General features: G+C 74.7%; 15 protein-coding genes and 1 pseudogene. 7 read left to right on the top strand and 9 right to left on the bottom strand.

The window, feature by feature from the left end; translation table 11 throughout:
• Positions 1-6: 6 nt before the first annotated feature.
• From GA0070608_RS22675 to GA0070608_RS22665, 4 genes and pseudogenes are all read right to left on the bottom strand, one after another.
• Positions 7-1,212, bottom strand: coding sequence for a VWA domain-containing protein (locus tag GA0070608_RS22675; RefSeq protein WP_425413257.1), 1,206 nt, complete (start codon positions 1,210-1,212; stop codon positions 7-9).
• 93 nt (positions 1,213-1,305) lie between these two features.
• Positions 1,306-1,539, bottom strand: a pseudogene (locus tag GA0070608_RS34175) (VWA containing CoxE family protein); the annotation flags it as partial.
• Positions 1,536-2,942 (bottom strand): hypothetical protein, encoded by a 1,407-nt coding sequence (locus GA0070608_RS22670; protein WP_091630522.1) that lies wholly within the window; start codon positions 2,940-2,942, stop codon positions 1,536-1,538. The gene GA0070608_RS22670 and the pseudogene GA0070608_RS34175, both read right to left, overlap by 4 nt.
• A complete protein-coding gene (locus tag GA0070608_RS22665; RefSeq protein ID WP_091635861.1) occupies positions 2,942-3,397 on the bottom strand; it encodes a hypothetical protein in 456 nt (151 codons plus the stop codon). Before GA0070608_RS22665 ends, GA0070608_RS22670 begins: the two co-directional genes overlap by 1 nt.
• A 493-nt stretch (positions 3,398-3,890) precedes the next feature.
• Here GA0070608_RS22665 and fxsA point away from each other — a divergent pair, with 493 nt between their 5' ends.
• The 3 genes from fxsA (at position 3,891) to GA0070608_RS22650 (ending at position 7,185) form a co-directional block, all read left to right on the top strand.
• Positions 3,891-4,082 carry an FxSxx-COOH cyclophane-containing RiPP peptide gene (gene fxsA / locus GA0070608_RS22660; protein WP_176733804.1) on the top strand — a complete coding sequence of 64 codons (192 nt, stop codon included), beginning with the start codon at positions 3,891-3,893 and terminating at the stop codon, positions 4,080-4,082.
• Positions 4,083-4,245: 163 nt separating this feature from the next.
• Positions 4,246-5,400 (top strand): FxsB family cyclophane-forming radical SAM/SPASM peptide maturase, encoded by a 1,155-nt coding sequence (locus GA0070608_RS22655; protein WP_091635858.1) that lies wholly within the window; start codon positions 4,246-4,248, stop codon positions 5,398-5,400.
• 3 nt (positions 5,401-5,403) lie between these two features.
• The gene (locus GA0070608_RS22650; RefSeq protein ID WP_091630520.1) at positions 5,404-7,185 is read left to right on the top strand and encodes an aKG-HExxH-type peptide beta-hydroxylase; all 1,782 of its coding nucleotides are present in this window, start codon (positions 5,404-5,406) and stop codon (positions 7,183-7,185) included.
• 71 nt (positions 7,186-7,256) lie between these two features.
• Here the strand turns inward: GA0070608_RS22650 and fxsT are convergent, their stop codons facing one another.
• Together fxsT and GA0070608_RS22640 are read right to left on the bottom strand one after the other, a co-directional pair.
• Positions 7,257-11,168, bottom strand: coding sequence for an FxSxx-COOH system tetratricopeptide repeat protein (fxsT, locus tag GA0070608_RS22645; protein ID WP_091630519.1), 3,912 nt, complete (start codon positions 11,166-11,168; stop codon positions 7,257-7,259).
• A 16-nt stretch (positions 11,169-11,184) separates the two neighbouring features.
• Complete coding sequence (locus GA0070608_RS22640; protein ID WP_091630518.1) at positions 11,185-12,417, bottom strand: TIR-like protein FxsC; 1,233 nt, start codon at positions 12,415-12,417, stop codon at positions 11,185-11,187.
• Between the two features lie 185 nt (positions 12,418-12,602).
• Between GA0070608_RS22640 and GA0070608_RS22635 the strand changes: the two genes are divergently transcribed.
• The 4 genes from GA0070608_RS22635 to GA0070608_RS22620 all read left to right on the top strand — a co-directional run bounded on the left by GA0070608_RS22635 (position 12,603) and on the right by GA0070608_RS22620 (position 14,803).
• Complete coding sequence (locus GA0070608_RS22635) at positions 12,603-12,983, top strand: ArsR/SmtB family transcription factor (protein WP_091630517.1); 381 nt, start codon at positions 12,603-12,605, stop codon at positions 12,981-12,983.
• Positions 12,980-13,621: an SRPBCC family protein gene (locus GA0070608_RS22630; protein ID WP_091630516.1), complete on the top strand. Its 642-nt coding sequence runs from the start codon at positions 12,980-12,982 to the stop codon at positions 13,619-13,621. The genes GA0070608_RS22635 and GA0070608_RS22630 overlap by 4 nt, the downstream gene beginning before the upstream one ends.
• 91 nt (positions 13,622-13,712) lie before the next feature.
• A complete protein-coding gene (locus GA0070608_RS22625) occupies positions 13,713-14,279 on the top strand; it encodes a riboflavin biosynthesis intermediates N-glycosidase (RefSeq protein WP_091630515.1) in 567 nt (188 codons plus the stop codon).
• An 11-nt stretch (positions 14,280-14,290) separates the two neighbouring features.
• On the top strand, positions 14,291-14,803 hold the full coding sequence (locus GA0070608_RS22620; protein WP_091630514.1) for an NUDIX domain-containing protein: 513 nt from the start codon (positions 14,291-14,293) through the stop codon (positions 14,801-14,803).
• Positions 14,804-14,813: 10 nt separating this feature from the next.
• Here the strand turns inward: GA0070608_RS22620 and GA0070608_RS22615 are convergent, their stop codons facing one another.
• The 3 genes from GA0070608_RS22615 to GA0070608_RS22605 all read right to left on the bottom strand — a co-directional run bounded on the left by GA0070608_RS22615 (position 14,814) and on the right by GA0070608_RS22605 (position 16,680).
• Positions 14,814-15,353 carry an RNA 2'-phosphotransferase gene (locus tag GA0070608_RS22615; protein WP_091630513.1) on the bottom strand — a complete coding sequence of 180 codons (540 nt, stop codon included), beginning with the start codon at positions 15,351-15,353 and terminating at the stop codon, positions 14,814-14,816.
• A gap of 98 nt (positions 15,354-15,451) precedes the next feature.
• Complete coding sequence (locus GA0070608_RS22610; RefSeq protein WP_091630512.1) at positions 15,452-15,862, bottom strand: RidA family protein; 411 nt, start codon at positions 15,860-15,862, stop codon at positions 15,452-15,454.
• A complete protein-coding gene (locus GA0070608_RS22605; protein WP_176733803.1) occupies positions 15,859-16,680 on the bottom strand; it encodes an NAD(P)-dependent oxidoreductase in 822 nt (273 codons plus the stop codon). The genes GA0070608_RS22610 and GA0070608_RS22605 overlap by 4 nt, the downstream gene beginning before the upstream one ends.
• Positions 16,681-16,762: the final 82 nt, after the last annotated feature.

Here is a 16,762-nt window from a genome sequence, read left to right as displayed (position 1 = left end):
GTTCTCCTAGGTGAGGAAGCTCTTGAGCTCGAAGACGAGTTTGCGGATGTGACCGGAGATCACCGGCGTGCCCAGGTCCTTGAGGCGTTGCCGGAACCAGGGGTTGACGCTCTGCTGACCGGAGCTGTTGACCGAGCCGACCGGGATGAATCGCACCCCGGAGCGGTGCACCGCCTCGATGCCGTCGAACAACGGCTGGGAGCGGTCGAACTCGTAGAAGTCCGAGATCCACACCATGACCGTGTTCCTCGGTTCGACGATCTTGGGGCGGGCCAGCGCCATCGCGACCGGGCCGTCGTTGCCGCCGCCCAGCTTGGTACGCAGCAACACCTCGAACGGGTCGTGCACCCACGGCGTGAGGTCCAGCGCCCGCGTGTCGTACGCGATCAGGTGCACGTCCACCTTGGGCAGGCCGGCGAAGATCGACGCGAGGATCGTGCAGTTGACCATCGAGTCGACCATCGAGCCCGACTGGTCCACCACCACGATCAGCCGGGCCGGGGTGACCCGGCGGGCGGTCTGCCGGTAGTAGAGCCGGTCGACGTAGAGGCGCTCGTCCTCCGGGCTCCAGTTGGTCAGGTTCTGCCAGATGGTGCGGTCGAGGTCGAGATTGCGGAACACCCGCTTGGGCGGCACGGACCGGTCGACGACGCCGACGCTGGTCTGCTCGACCTGGGTGCGTAGCACCTCGGCGACCTCGTCGACGAACCGGCGGATCAGCGCCTTGGCGTTGGCCAGGGCCACCCCGGAGAGATTCGCCTTGTCCCGCAGCAACTGCTCGATGAGCGACATGCTCGGTGTCAGCCGACTGGCCAGCACCGGATCGGCCAACACCTCCCGCAGGTGCATCCGGCGGACCAGGTCGCCCTCGAGGCCGGCCAGCACCGCGCCCAGGCCGGCGCCGCCCTGCCGGCGCAGCCCGCCGGGTTCCGTCCCGAGCGCCTGCTCGAACCAGCCGGCGTCGGACTGCCACCGGGCCAGTTGGCCGGCGTCGACCGCCCCGTGGCCGGTGGCGAACACGTTGAGCAGCAACTTCGACACCAGGGCCGCGCGGCGTACCTCGGCGGTGCCCGGCGCGGGCGGCGCCTCGTCACCGTCGGACCCGGCGGCGGGATCGCATCCCGGGACGGCTGCGGCGGGGGATCCGCCGGTGTCCTCCGGCACGGCGACGGAGCCAGGTGCCGGCACGGCGACGGAGCCAGGTGCCGGCACCGCAGCGGAGCCAGGTGCCGGCACGACGGTCGGGCCGGCGGGCGAGGGGTCCGCGTCGGTGGCCGGGTGACCCGCGCCGTCGGGCGCCGGTCGAAGCAGGCCACGCAGCTCGTCGGCGATGGCCGGGAAGCGCTGGACGACGGTGTCCACCGACACCGCCGGATCCAGCAGGGCAGCCGGCAGGCCGAGGTCGTCGACGACCTCCATGCTGGCTGCCTCCAGGGTGGGCTGCTCGTCGGGGTCGAAGAGCCGGGCCAGCAGCCGCCAGTAGAGCACCTGGCGGCGGTTGGCGGCGGCGAGGTCCACGGGGTTCGGCGAGTCGGTCATCGGCGCAGCAACCGTCCCGCGCGCTCGCGCAGCACCGCCACGGCGTCGCCCGCCCTGGCCTCGGCCTTGGCGACCTTCGGGTCGGTGACCCCGGCCGCCCAGTCGCCGGTGTGCGCGTCGACCGGCCGGCGTTTGACGGTGGCCCGCACCGCCAGGGGTTGCAGCAGCCACCGACCGTCGTCCCACCGGACCAGGCCGAGACACGCGGAGGAGGCCGCCACCAGGTCGGGGGTGAGCGGGCCGCAGGAGGGCAGCCGGTCGACCGCGACGGCAATCGGCTGGCCGCCGAAAGCGAAGGTCATCGCGCCGTCGTCGTCGCCTACGGTGTAGCCCTCCACCAGCACGGGCTCGGCGATCCCGACGGGGTGCCGGTCCAGGGGGGCCGACGCCGCCGCGACCGCCGTCGGCAACAGGACCCGGGCGGTGGCGAACGGATCGGCCGGCTCGCCGAGGCGTACCCGGTCGTCGTGCCAGAGCAGGTCCGCGCCGTGCAGCGGCAGACCGGTGACCATCAGGCCGCGCCGTTCGGCCAGCGCGGCCAGCAGCACGGGGTGGGCGTCCAGCAGGCGCCACAGCGCCGGCCCGACGATCGTCTCCACCTTGACCGCGCCGACCGCGCAACGGACCAGCCGGGACGGCCCGCCGTCGGCCGGCTCGAGAATCGCGTGCAGCTGCGCCTGCACGGCGGTGTCGTGCTCGTGCACGTCGACACCCAGCACGAGCAGCCGCCCGGAGACCTCCTCGACCGCCGTCGGGACGGATGCCGCCGTCGCGTCCTGGGCCAGCAGCACACCCCGGGCCCAGAGGTCGGCCCAACGCCGGACCGGCGGCTGCGCCATCGTGGCGACCGGCACGCAGGCCCGCAGCTCGGCGGCGAGCCCGTCGAGCAGCACCGCCAGCCGACGCAGGCCAGGCTCGGCGAGGGCGGCCTCGATCGGTGCCCCCGCCCCGGCCACCAGCTCGTGGTCGACGCCGCCCCACCCGGTCACCGCCACCTCGTGCAGCCAGGCGCGGGCTCCGGCGCGAGCCGGAGACCCCGCACCCGGCGGATCGACGGTGCCCGGGGTCCAGGGGGCGCGGGCCCGGCCCAGCGCGGTGTCGAGCTGCCCGAGCAGCGCGTCGTGGGTGGCGCCGAGCAGCGCGCACCGGGCGCCGGCGAGGGCGAGGAGGTGCTCCTCGAGCACCGAGCCGGCGGTCACCTTGCCGGCCGCCTCGGCCACCCGGTCACCGAGCGGGGTGGCGGCCAGCGCGCCGGCCAGGGCCGCCAGCGCGGCCGCGTCGGCCTCACCCACCCGGGCCAGGCCGCCGACCAGGGCGTCGTCGAGGCCGCCGACCAGGTCGAGGACGTCGGTCAGGCCGGTCGGGGCGCCGTCGCGCAGGACGGCGAGCTGCGTGCCGATCATCAGCGGCCCGCCCCGGTGGCCGGGAACCAGTGCAGCTCGGGCAGGGGGACCGCGCTGCCCGGCAGTTCCAGGTAGGACAGGTGGCGCAGGAAGCGGCTGAACACCACGGCGGCGGGGGTCGGCTCGTGCCGCGCGTCCAGGGCCGCGAGCAACTTCCCGGCGGTGTCCGCCCCGGCGCCGACGTCGACCCGCAGGTAGCGGGCGACCCGGTCGGCGCCGTACTGCAGCAGGGCCTCCTCGGCCAGGGCGTGCAGGTGCTTGCACGGCGCGCCGCGCAGCCCGCCGCAGGGGCGGTTGTTGTTGGTGCTGCAGTGGTAGGCGTGGGTGCCGGAGGCGATCGACGACACGTAGACCCGGTCGACGTCCGACCCGCTGGAGACCACCCCCTGCAACCGCCCGTCGGCCAACTCCACGAAGGGCACCTTGGCCAGCTTGCGGGGCCGCGCGGGCGGCATCACCCGCACCGTGCTGCGCCGTCGCCACGCGGTCCGTTCCGCGTCAGCCACTGTCCGACCTCCCGTCCGCCGCTGCCGGCGCCAGCCATGACGATCCGGACGCCGGAAACCTCGCCGGCGTCGCTGTGACGACAAGGATCATGGACCACGGGTACGACACGACCGTGAGTCGGGTTTACGGACGGCGGTCGCTCGGGACGTCGCCCCGCCCCTATGCTTCGGACACCGACGCGGACGGGAGGCGGGATGTCACCGGTCATCGCGATCCTGGCCGCCCGGGCCCGCGACCTGCCGTCACACGACGTCGGGCGGGCCGTCACCGCCACCGGGGATCCGGACCGCCGGCCGACCGGACGGGGCTGCCCCCGGTGCCGACGGCCGCGGCGCGGGCTGCGGTGTCGGGCCGTCGCGGTCGGCTCCCGATGGTGTAGAAAAGGCGGGGTGAGCGCAGCGATGACGCGCGGCAGGATCCACGATCGCCGGCCGGTCCACCGTGGCTGAGAGCGAGCTGCCGCACCCGCCCGTGGAGGCGGGCCACGCCCTGGTGCGGCTGGGGGACATACCGCTGGCCGATCTGCTCGCCGGCGCCGGTGACAGCGTGCTGGCCCACGTGCTCGGCGCGCTCGTGGCCGGCGACGAGCCGGGGCGGCAGCTCGACGTGTCGGCGTTCGAGTCGAGCTTCTGACGTGTCCGCCGGCGCCCCGACGTCGGCCGCCCCGCCGCACCCTGGTCACGCCCACCCGTCGACCCGCCACGACCCCTCGGAACCGGCCGCGGAGCACTGCGGGCCCGTCCCGGAAGCCGGTACGTCGCCGGCCGCCGGAAGCGGCGCGCCGCCGCCACCCCGGGTGCGGCAACTCGTGCTCAAGGTGCACAGCCGGTGCAACCTGGCGTGCGACCACTGCTACGTCTACCGGCACGCGGACCAGCGGTGGCGGGAGCGGCCCCGGCTGATCGCCCCGGACACCGTGGCCCAGGTCGCGCGGCGCCTCGGCGAGCACCTGGCGCGACACCGGCTCGACCGGGTACGCGTCGTGCTGCACGGTGGCGAGCCGCTGCTGGCCGGTCCGGCGGTGCTCGACCGGACCATCCACACCCTGCGCGCGGCGCTGCCCCCGGGCGCGCTGCTCGACGTCGGCGTGCAGACCAACGGCGTACTGCTGGACGAGGAGTTCCTGGCGCTGTGCCACCGGCACGACATCGACGTCGGGGTGAGCCTCGACGGTGACCAGGCCGCCAACGACCGGCACCGCCGCTACCCAGACGGGCGGGGCAGCTTCGCCGACGTGGCCGCCGCGCTGCGGCTGCTCGCCCGCCCGGAGCACCGGTCGCGCTGGGCGGGGCTGCTCTGCACGATCGACCTGGCCAACGACCCGCTGCGGGTCTACGAGTCGCTGCTCGCGTTCGCCCCACCCCGGCTGGACCTGCTGCTGCCGCACGGCAACTGGACCACTCCCCCGCCCCGACGCAGACCCGGCGGCGCCGAGACCCCGTACGGCGACTGGCTGGTGGCCGTCTTCGACCGCTGGTACTCCACCACCCCTCGGCGGACCGGGATCCGGCTGTTCGAGTCGCTGATCGCGCTGGTGCTCGGCGGTCGCAGCGGCACCCGGGCGCTGGGCTTCGCCGAGCCGGACATCATGACGATCGAGACCGACGGCACCATCGAGGGCACCGACACCCTCAAGACGACCGACGACGCGTCGATGCGTACCGGCCTCGACGTCTTCCGGCACTCCTTCGAAGAGGCGTTGCGGCATCCGTCGCTGGCCGGCCGACCCACCGGCCCGGAGGCCCTGGCCGCCGAGTGCCGGGCCTGCCCGGTGCTCAGCGCCTGCGGCGGTGGCCTCTACGCGCACCGCTTCCGCGCCGGCGCCGGATTCGCACACCCGTCGGTCTACTGCCCCGACCTCTACCGGCTGATCCGGCACGTGCAACGGGTGGTGGCCACGGACGTCGACGCCCTGCGCCGCCGCGCCCTGTCCACCCAGCAGCGGCGGTGAGCGGTGGTGCTCTCCCCCGCCCAGCTCGCCGGCCTGGCCGCCGGACACGGCGACGACGCGACCCTGAAGGTGCTGCGCGCCGGGCAGCTCGGACGGCGGCGGCTGCTGACCGTCGCCGCCGCGCGCGCCGGTGGGGACGGGCCGTCGGTGCGGGAGTGCCTCGCCCTGCTGACCCGCGCCGAGCGGGCGGACCCGGCGGCGGTCGCCCACGTCCTGGCCCATCCGCCGGTCACCGGCTGGGCCACGACCGCGCTTCGCGGCCACCCCGACGCGGGCTACCTGGCCGGGCTGGCGGTTGCCGCAGCCGTCCGCGCGGGTCTGCCCTTCACACTCACCGTGCCCTGCCCCGGGGGCGCGCTGCTGCTGCCCACGGTGGGCGGCGCGGTCGGGCTCGGCGCCGGTCTCGCGGTGGTGCGCGGCGTCGGAGGACGGTACGACGGCCGGCCGGCACCTGACGGCGTCGCGCCGCCGGGGCTGTCGGTGCACGGGCCGGCCGGCGCCGTGTACGCCTCGACGGGCGGGCCGGGCGACGGTCCCGGCCCGGCCCGGCCCTGGCTGCCGTCCCGCCGGATCACCGCTTTCCGGGACACGCCCCCGGCCGAGGTGCTCGTCGACGACCAGGATCCGTACCGGCACCGGTACCACCAGCCGCCGACGGCCCGGCTCGACGACGCGGCGGCGGCCCGGCTCGACCGGCTGACCGGGCGGGCGTGGCACTGGCTGACCGCACGGCTGCCCGCGCACGCCCGAGGGCTGGCCGCGCTGCTGCGTTCGCTGGTGCCGCTGACGCCGCCACCGTCCGGGCACCCGGTCAGCGCGACCAGCCGGGCGGCGCTGGGCGCGATCGCGGTCTCCGTGCCGGCCGACCCGGAGACCCTCGCGCTGCTGCTGGTGCACGAGTTGCAGCACACCAAGCTGGGCGCGCTGCTGGACCTGCTGCCGCTGCACGCGCCGGGCGGGCCGGCCCGCTACCGGGCACCCTGGCGGTGGGACCCACGCCCGGTCGGCGCGCTGCTCCAGGGCACGTACGCGCACCTCGGGGTGGCCGAGGTGTGGCGCTGCCGGCGGCACGAGGGGGTGCGCAGCGCGTTCGAGTACGCGTACTGGCGGGAGCAGACCGCGCGGGCGGTGACCCAGCTGGCCGGCAGCGCCGAGCTGACCGACGACGGGCGGGCGTTCGTGACGGGCATGGCCGGCACCCTGCGCGGCTGGGGAGCCGACGGCGACGGGCCGGTCGAGGCGGCGGCCCGGGACGTCGCGGACGGCGGGGCGGTGCGCTGGGCGCTGGCCAACCTGGCCCCGGTCGACGACGACGTGGACGAGACGGCGCACGCGTGGCGACGGGGTCGGCGCAGTCCACCGCCGGTCACCCCGCCCGCCGTCGTGCCCGGCGCGGCCCGGCCCGCGCTGACCGGCGACACCGGGCCGGAGGCGGCGGTGCGGCGCCGGTTGCTGGGTACGGCGGACCGGCGGAGTGCGCGTCCCGGCGTCGACCCGGTTCCGTCCCGGACCGGAGATGCGGCACTCCACCTGGACGAGGCTGACCGCGCGTACGCCACGGGTGACGCGCCGGCCGCCCTGGCCGGCTACAGTCGCCGGCTCACCGGGGACCCCGGGGACACCGACGCGCTGGTCGGGGTCGCGCTGGCCGCCGGGCGGCTGGGGCGTACCGCCGCCGCCCGGGTGCTCACCACCCGCCCGGACCTGGTCCGGGCGCTGTGCCACCGGCTGCCCGGGGCCGACCCGGTGGCGGTCGCGACCTGGCTGGCCGGCGGCCCCGCCTAGCGCCGACCCGGCGACCGGCCGGTGCCGGCCGGTCCTCCCCGCGCGGCCCGACACCCGCCTGACCGGCCGGGTCAGAGCAAGGCGGGCTCGATGTAGCCGTTGAACCGGTCCCGCTGGCGGGCCTGGACCACCCGTGGGTTGTCGCCGCCGAACAGCTGCACCAACTGGCCGAACGCGTCGTCGTAGAGGGCGCGGCCGGCGTCCGCCTCGCTCTCCGTGGCCATCCTGCTGGCCGCCAGGTTGACCGACGCCGACACGGTGTCCGGGTGGTCGGCGCCGAGCGCCCGAGTCAGCTCGACGTACGCGGTGGTGTCCAGCAGCAGGGCGGCGTCCCGCTCGCCGAGGGCGAACAGGTCGTTGGCGAGGTTGAGCGTGGCGAGCAGGGTGTGCGGGTGCCGCTCGCCGAGACTGGCCAGGAGGAGGTCGCGGACCCGCTGGGCGAGGTCCCGGGACTGCGGGTGCTCGCCGGCCTTGCGCAGGAACACGCCGAGGTTGTTGAGGCAGGCCAGGGTGATCGCGTGGTCGGCGCCGAGCACCTCGGTGTAGCCGTCGCGCAGCCGTCGCGCCATCCGCAGCGCGGTCGGGTTGTCGCCCACCGCCGACCAGGTGGTGGCCAGCGCCATCTCGCAGGAGAGGGTGTCGGCGTGGTCGCCGCCGAGGGTGCGCTGGTAACGCACCACCGTGCGTTCCAGCACGCGGTGGGCGTCGGCGAAGCGGCCGAGCTGGCGCAGGGTCAGCGCCAGCTCCTTGGCGGTACGCAGGGTCTCCGGGTGGTCGGGGCCGATGACCTTCTGCTGGGTGGCGGAGGTGCGTTGCAGGACGCTGTGCGAGCGCCACAGCTCCCCGGTGTCGCGCAGCCCCCGACCGTAGTTGCTGGCCGAGGCGAGGGTGGACGGGTCCTCCTCGCCGAAGCGTTCCCGGCGCCGCTCGTAGATGTGCTGGTCGAGCTGGGCCGCCTCGCGGAAGTGCCCGACCAGGCGCAGCGAGACGGCGAGGTTGTTCTCGGCGGTGAGGGTCCGCCCGCTGTCGTCGCCGAAGCTGCGGATGCTCAGCTCCAGGGTGCGCCGGTCGCGCTGCTCGGCGTCGTGGTAGCGGCCCTGGGCGCGCAGGTCGGCGCCGAGGCTGCGGGCCGTCATCAGGGTGTAGAGGTGCTGCTCGCCGAAGATCCTGCGCTGCCGGTCGTAGACGTCCTGGTCGATCTCGAACGCCCGGTCGAAGAGGCTCTGCGCCCGAAGGACGTTGGCCAGGTGGAACCGCATCCGCAGCGCGGTCGGGTCGTCGTCGTCGGTGTCGCGCCAGCGCTCCAGCGCGTCCTCGGCCAGCGAGCGCGCGGTCTCGTAGTCGCCGCGCCGGTAGAGGTAGCGCACCGTGTCGGCGACGAGCTGGCGGGCCTCCTCGGCTGTCGACTCGTGCAGCGCCGAGGGGCGTACGTGCGGCCACAGCTCGGCGTAGCGCGGCCAGTTGGCCGGCTTGTCCGGGTCGCGGGGACTGGCGGCGGCGAGCAGCAGTTGGGCCTGCCGGCGGGTCTCGGCCGGGTCGTCGAGCTGGTCCTTGATGACCAGCTGCACCAGCCGGTGGATGCGGATGGTGTTGTTCTCCGCGTCGACCTGGGCGAGGCCGTAACGGCCCAGCTCCGCGGTGACCAGCCCTTGCAGGATCGGGTCGGTGAGGGTGGGATCGAACGGGGCCATGAAGACGGCGAACCGCTCGCCGGTGAGCATCGCGACCGGGATCGGTTCGGGGGCGTAGTACGAGCACAGCTCCAGCAGGCGCGCGGCGGCCGGCTTCTCCTGCCGCAACTGGCGCAGGGTCACCAGCCAGGTCGCGGCGAGGGCCTTGGAGTAGCCGGCCGACTGCCGGCCCTCCAGGATGCGCAGCAGGCCGGGGGTGTCCAGCGACGCGAGGTACTGCGCCACCGGCAGCGCCGTGGCCCGCAGGTAGGCCGCGCCCTGCTCGACCGCCAGCGGCAGGTCGCCGAGTTTCTCCGCGACCTGGGTCGCCTCGTCCTCGGTGAGGCCGCGGACACGCTCGCGCAGCAGTTGGACGCTCTCCCGCCGGTCGAAGACGGTCAGCTCGGTGGCGGTGGCGTACTCACTCCAGCTCTGGTCGCGGGTGGTGAGCAGGATGTGCCCCTGGCCCTGCGGGATCAGCGCCCGGGTGGCCCGGGACGGCTCGTCGGCGTTGTCCATGATGATCAACCAGCGTCGGCCGGGGCCGCCCCGGCGCAGCGCGTCGAGCACCCGCCGGACCGCCTCGCCGCCGCCGCCGGCCCCGAGCCCCATCGCCTCGGCGAGGTCGGCCAGCCCGCCGCGGATCCGCTCCTCGCTGTCGGCGGGGATCCACCAGACCACGTCGTAGTCGCGGGCGAAGCGCAGCGCGTACTCGGCGGCGAGCTGGGTCTTGCCGACCCCGCCCAGACCGTGGATCACCTGCACGCCGGAGGCGGGCGAGGCGGTCAGCCGGTCGCGCAACGCCTCCAGTTGCGCCGCCCGGCCGACGAAGGTGGTGCCGTGCTGGCGTACGTTCCACACGCCGGGGAACGTTGTGGGGAACCGGCCGACCGCCCGACCGGTCACCGCGTGCGCGGGTGCGCCGACCTCCTCGAGCAGCAGGGTCCGGGCGGTGCCGGCGTCGGCGTCGGCGAGGTCGACCGGGGTGCGGTCGGTGTAGGGCAGGGCGAGCCGGGACTCGTCGACCCGCAACGGCACCAGGACGCCGGTGCCGGCGATCTGGTCCCGGCTGGCGGCGACCTTCCACGCCTCCCCGGCGAGCGGGGTGGCCGCGAAGTGCCGGGTCAGCACCACCAGCACCCGGCTGGCCGCGGTGAGCGCCCGGTCGAACTCGGCCCGGCCACCCGTGCGGACCGGCACGTCGACCGCGCGCCGGTCCACCCGCAGGCCGGCCTCCTCGAGCTGGTCGCTGATCCACTCCGCCCAGAGCCGGTCCATCGAGGCGTAGCCGACCAGCACGGTCTGCTCGGCGGTGAGCCGGGACCGCTCGAACGCGGTCAGCGACCGGCGCCGGTCCTCCTCCGGCATCGGCTCCAGCCGGGTGACCCGGCCGCCGGTCACCACCGACGCGAGCTGCTCGTACGCCGCCAGCAGGGTGCCGGTCTGCTCCGGGCGGTCGCCGAACGCGGCGAGGATCTCCTCGTAGGCGTAGAACGTGCGGTAGGGCACCTCGATGGTGTTCCAGTAGCGGGCCCGCGCGGCCTCGGAGAGGTGGTCGAGGAATGACGCGAACTCGGCCCGGACCAGGTCCCGGCCGGTCTCCAGCTTACGCAGCTCGGCGTCCTCCACCCGGGTCGGCACCGGCACCAGCAGCGGCGGGTCGTCCGCGCGCTGGGCGCGGATCGACCGGGCCACGGCCGCCGCGCCCCGGATGCTCTGCGTCGACATGCTGAAGCAGTTGACGACGGTGTCGGGCAGCTGAACGGTGCAGATGCCGGCGACGTCGCTCAGGCCCGTCCGGCTGTCGATCAGCACGATGTCGTACTCGGCCCGCATCTGGGCGCGGACCGCGTCGAAGAAGGCCGCCCCGCCCTGGCGTTCGTAGAAGTTCGACCAGTCGAAGGTGCTCACCAACCGCGAGTACGCCGAGTCCTGCTGGCCCGCCGCCACGAAGTCGATCACGCCGCCGTGCGGGAACTCCCAGTTCAGCGAGACCGCCCGCCGCTGGATCTTGGCGTGCCCGGCGAGCAGCTCCTGGGGATCGTCGGCGGGGTTGCGCTGCATGGTGGCCATCGAGTAATCCCAGATCATCTCGATGACGCCGGGGGTGGCCCGCAGCTCGGAGTCGCGCAGGAACGGGTGGAAGTAGCGGTGCAGGCCGGGTGATTCCAGGTCCCAGTCCACCACGAGCACCTGGAGCCCCTGGCTGGCCAGGATCCAGGCGACGTTGGCCAGCGCCATCGTGCGCCCTGTGCCGCCCTTGTACGAGTAGAACGTGACGATCTGCCCGCGTGCCGCGTCGTTCACCACCATCGGCTGCCCGCCTCCATCAGGGACCTTCCAGGATCGGGCGGTGCACCGAGCCGTCCGACGGCGGCTCCTGGTAGACCGTGCCCGTACGGTAGATCCGGCTCTGGGCCACGACGAGCGCGTCCTCCAGCTCGGCGTGGAAATGGCCCGCGGTGGTGATCTCCGGTCGCCACATCGCGGGATCGTTGCGCACCACGTGGTGCGAGAGAACGCGGGCCAGGGTCTCCCACATCCGCTGGTTGCCGTCGGCCGCCGCGTCGTCGGCGGCCGTCCAGGGCACCAGCACCGGGGTGGTGGTGTCGGGGTCGCGGTCGTAGCCGACCAGGGTCAGCTCGTAGCGCGGCAGGCCGGCCGACCAGACGTCCACCACGAGCACGACGATCTGGTTGTGCGCCCGGGCCCACTCCCGCACCTCGGTGAGGTCCGCGGCGTCCTCCACCGTCCAGCCGTAGCTCTTGGTGGTGGCGATGGCCCCGGCGTAGCTGCCGATCGGCGCCTCCAGCTCGGGGCGGTACGGCCGCCAGTCCCGGGCCAGCGTGCCGTAACGGTCCTCCGCCCCGGGCCGGGTGTCGGCCAGCTCCGCCGAGCTGCCGGCGGCCAGGACGAACCAGACGTGCCGGGCGCTGGTCGCGCGGGGCACCCGGGCGGCGGGCACACCGGCCGCCGGCCGCCGGCGCGGCGCCTCGAAGGCGCTGGTGATCTCGGCGAGCACCGGGCGCCGGGCGGGGCGGGCCAGCCGCTGGTCGCGGTCGGTCTGCACGATGTGCTTGGCCAGCGCGTCGACGAAGTCCTGGTAGTCGTCGTGGTGCCGGCGGCGCTGCTTGAGGGTGAGCAGCCCGTCCTGGGCGTACACCGCGCCGGCTGGGAAGTTCTTGTGCTGGAAGCCGGTCAGCACCTCGGGCATGCGGTCGCAGGGAATCCAGCGGATCGGCAGCACCGCGGGGGGACGGCGGCGGAACTCCCGTTCGTGCGCGTCCACCCGGTCGGCGAAGACCCGGAACTCGCGTCCGCAGTAGTCACTCACCACGTAGCGGGGGGAGGTCAGCGCCACCAGGCAGGAGCTGGTGGCGAGCGCGTCGGCGAGCTCGTGCGACCAGGTCGCGCCGAGTGGCATCTGCCCGTCGACGAATCCCGCCTCGTCCCACCCCACGCCGGCCAGCCGGGCCACCGCCTCGCTGAGGTCGCCGAAGAACTCCTGCACCTGACCGTTGCGGTTGTCCTCGTGGGCGTAGCTCAGGAAGAAGAGTGGCACTCCCGCCTCCGCTCACGGGTTCCACGACCGTACGGAAATTATAGGTCCGTCGATGCCAGGGTAGCGTCGTGCGATCTTCGCACGGACCCCGCGAAGAGTCGTATCCCCGACGGTTTCGCGTACCGGGGCCACGCCGGGTCACATCACGGCTCGCTTAGATAAGTACAGACTGATATAAAGATGCGGTGCACGCCTTCGACGTACTCGGTGACCCGGTGCGGCGCCGCATCCTCGAACTGCTCACCGATGGTGAGATGACCGCCGGCGGGCTGTGCGACGTGATCCGGCGGGAGTTCGGGATCTCCCAGCCGGCCGTCTCCCAGCACCTGAGGGTGCTGCGGGACAACGGCTTCGCCACCGTCCGGGCGGAGGGGACCCGGCGTCTCTACGCCGTCGATCCCGGGCCGCTGCGGGAGGTCGACCGCTGGCTCGACCACTTCCGCCGGTTCTGGACGCCGCCCCTGCACGCCCTCGCCACCGAGTTGGCCCGAGGCAGGCGCGAACGGCGGCTGTGTGAGCAGCCGGCCGCGACCGACGACACGACCGACCACAGGAGCGACCCATGATCGAAGCGACCGAACAGATCAACGCCGTACGCCGCCAGCTCGGCCGGCGGGTGCTGGAGGCCGGCGAGGCCCGGGTGATGACCATCAGCCAGACGTACGACGCGCCACTGGAGGACGTCTGGGACGCCTGCACCAACGCGGAGCGGATCCCGCGCTGGTTCATGCCGGTCTCCGGCGACCTGCGGCTGCACGGCCGCTACCAACTGGAGGGCAACGCCGGCGGCACCGTCGAGCGCTGCGACCCGCCGAAGAGCTTCGCCGCCACCTGGGAGTACGGCGGCGAGGTGAGCTGGATCGAGGTCCGGCTGACGCCGGTCGAGGACGGCCGGACCCGGTTCGAGCTGGAGCACGTCGCGCACGTCGACCAGGAACGCTGGGACCAGTTCGGCCCGGGTGCGCTCGGGGTCGGCTGGGACCTGGGGCTGCTCGGCCTGGCCTCACACCTCGCCGCCGACGGCAGCGGGATCACGCCGGAAGAGAGCGGCGCCTGGACCGTCTCCGAGCAGGGCCGGCAGTTCATGACGGCGAGCAGCGAGCGGTGGGGCGAGGCGAGCGTCGCCGACGGCACCGCCGCGGGGGACGCCCGGGCCGCCGTGGAGCGCACCACCGCCTTCTACACCGGCACGCCGACGGCCTGACCCCGGACGGGAACGCCGGGGCCGGCCGGGGGCCGGCTCCGGCCCGGAAATACGCGGCGTTCCGTCGGTCCCCTCGGGCAGACTCGCCGCCATGTCCCCACGATCCGTCGACGAACTCGTCGCCGCCGCCCGCACCGGCAGGAAGATCCGCTACCTACATTTCTGGGGTCACCAGCCGCAACGCGACGGCAGCGTCGGGCCCGGCTGCCTGAGCCAGTGGTGGCCGGCCCCGTTCAGCGACGGCGAGCGGACGTACGCCACCGCCGAGCACTGGATGATGTGGCACAAGGCGATGCTGTTCGGCGACACCGACATCGCCGGGCGGATCCTGGCGTCAGGGCACCCACACCGCGCCAAGTCGCTCGGCCGCCAGGTGCCCGGCTTCGACCAGGCGACCTGGGAGGCCCGGCGTCACGACATCGTGGTGGCGGGCAGCGTCGCCAAGTTCGGCCAGCACGACGACCTGCGGGCTTTCCTGCTGGGCACCGGTGAGCGGGTGCTCGTGGAGGCCAGCCCCGTCGACCGCGTCTGGGGCATCGGCCTGGCCGCCGACGACCCACGCGCGGACGATCCGGCGCGCTGGCGAGGTGCGAACCTGCTCGGCTTCGCCCTGATGGAGGCCCGCGACGCCCTTCGCGCCGGCCCCCGGGCCGGGTAACGTGCTGCGGCATGACCGCCGAGGCATACTCCCACTGCTCCTACTGCGGCGCCGCCTACCCGACGGCGGCCGGGTGGCCGCGGGGCTGCGCGGCCTGCGGCCAGACGGTCTGGCGCAACCCGCTGCCCGTCGCGGTGGCGGTGCTGCCGGTCCGCACGGCCCGGGGCCTCGGCGTGGTCGTCGTCCGCCGCGACATCGAGCCGGCCCGCGGCCAGCTCGCGCTGCCGGGCGGCTTCATCGAGTACGGCGAGGAGTGGCAGGAAGCGCTGGTCCGAGAGCTGTGGGAGGAGACCGGCCTGCGTGCCGACGCCGCCGACGCCCAACTCCTCGCGGTGCACGGCGCCCCGGCCGGCGGCACGATGATGGTCTTCGGCGAGCTGCCCGAGCGGAGGACGGAGGCCATGCCGCCGTCGGCACCGACCGCGGAGGCCACCGAGTGGCTGGTGCTCACCGAGCCGACGGAGCTGGCCTTCTCCACCCACACCCGGGTGCTCGCCGACTTCCTCGCCCGGCCCGCGGGCTGAGCGGCCCGGCTCAGCCCGTCAGGTAGCGGGCGGGCACCGCGTCGGTGAGCCAGACCCCGTTGGCGCTGCGGTAGAAGGCATGCCCGTCGCGGGCCATCGCCGCCGCGTCCACAGTCAACACCACCAGCTCGCCCTCCCGCCGGGCACCGACCCGCCGGGCGGTCGCCACGTCCGGCGACAGGTGTACGTGGTGCCGGCCGGCCCGGTGCAGGCCGGTGGCCCGGATCGAGTCGAGCGCGACGCGGCTGGTGCCGTGGTAGAGCCACACCGGCGGCGGGCTCGGCACGAGCCCCAGGTCAACCGGGATCGAGTGCCCCTGGCTGGCCCGGATCCGTTCCACGCCGTCGGCACCGCGTTCCACGGCGAAGCGCTGCTTGTCGTTGCCGGCCACCACGGCGTCCAGGTCGGCGTGGTCGATCCGCAGCGCGGCGAGCAGGGCGTCGACCGACACCCAGCCGGCCCGGTCGGGCACGAGGCCGAACCGGTCCGGCTGGTGCCGCAACGCCAGGGACATCCGCTTGCTCAGCCGCACCATCGCCCGATGATCCATCGGCGGAGTCTGCCTCGCGTGGTGCGGCCGGCGCCACCGGATTCGGTGGGCCGGCACGGCACCGGGAGAGGTGCGGGTGCCCGGCCGACGGGCGTCGCTCAGGCGGTGGTGACGGCGGCGGTCACCTCCACCTCGATCAGGGCACCGGGCAGGAAGAGCCGGTTCACCTCTACCGTCGTGCTGGCGGGCGGGGGCGTGGCGGTGAAGAGCCGACGCCGGACGGCGGCATAGCCGGGCAGGTCGGCGAGGTCGGTCATGAACGTCCGGATGTGCAGCACGTCCGCCAAGCCTGCGCCGTGGCCGGACAGCACCCCCACGATGATCTCGAAGATCCGTTCGGACTGCGCAACGATGTCGCCCGTGCCGGTCAGGTGGCCGTCGTCGTCGACGGCCACCTGACCGGCGAGCATGAGCAGGCCGCCGCCGGGCAGGTCGAGGCGGGCCACGTGGGCGAACCGGTCGCCGAACGGTGCGGCGACGGTCGGCGGGTTGTCGAGGGTGAGCTTCACGGAGTCTCCAGGGGTACGAGGGTGGCGATGTCGGCGGTCGGGTCCTCGGCGGCGGCCAGCACGGTCCGGGCCGCCCGGACCAGCGGGGCCGGGGCGGCGCCGAGCGCGTCCCGGACCAGGTCGAGGTCCTTGCCGGCGAGCGCGACCGGGAAGTCGGCGCCGGGGGCGGCGGCCCGCGCGAGCACGCCGCCGAGCGGGCCACCGACCAGCGCGTCGAGGGCGGTGGCCGGGTCGACGCCGACGGCGCGGGCGACCGCCAGGGTGTCGGCGAGCCCGGCGACGGCGACGAGCAACGCCGTGTTGAGCACGAGCTTCAGCGCGGCCCCGCTGCCGGTGCCGCCGCAGTGGCGTACGTCGCCGAGTGCCGCCAGGACGGGGGTGACCCGTGCGACGGCGACGTCGGTGCCGCCGGCGAACACCCGCAGCCGGCCGGCGCGGGCGGCGGCCACGCTCCCGCCGACCGGGGCGTCGACGAGGCTCACGGTGGCGGGCAGGCGCGTCGCGAGGTCGCGGACGGCGGTCGGGCCGATGGTGGACATCTCCACCAGGCAGGCGTCGGGCGGCAGGGCCGGCACGGCTCCGTCCGGCCCGAACAGCACCGCCTGCACGGCGGCGGCGTCGGTGAGCATCGTGACGGTGACCTCGGCGTGGCGGGCGGCGTCGGCCGGGGTCCGGGCCACCCGGGCACCGGCCTGCCCGAGCGGGGCGGCGCGGGCGGCGGTGCGGTTCCACACCGCCACCTGGTGACCGGCGTCGAGCAGGCGCAGGGCGATCGACGCCCCCATCCGACCCGCGCCGAGTACGGCGATCTCTGTCATGCGGGAAACCGTAGGTCGGGCACCGCCATGCGACCAACGAATCCTTCCGATGGCAGCCATACGATTCCCGCATGGCGGGCGT

The sequence above is a fragment of the Micromonospora peucetia genome, assembly GCF_900091625.1.
GTDB lineage: Bacteria > Actinomycetota > Actinomycetes > Mycobacteriales > Micromonosporaceae > Micromonospora > Micromonospora peucetia.
Note: the sequence above shows the minus strand (reverse complement) of the source record. Positions and strands in the feature narration are given on the sequence as shown.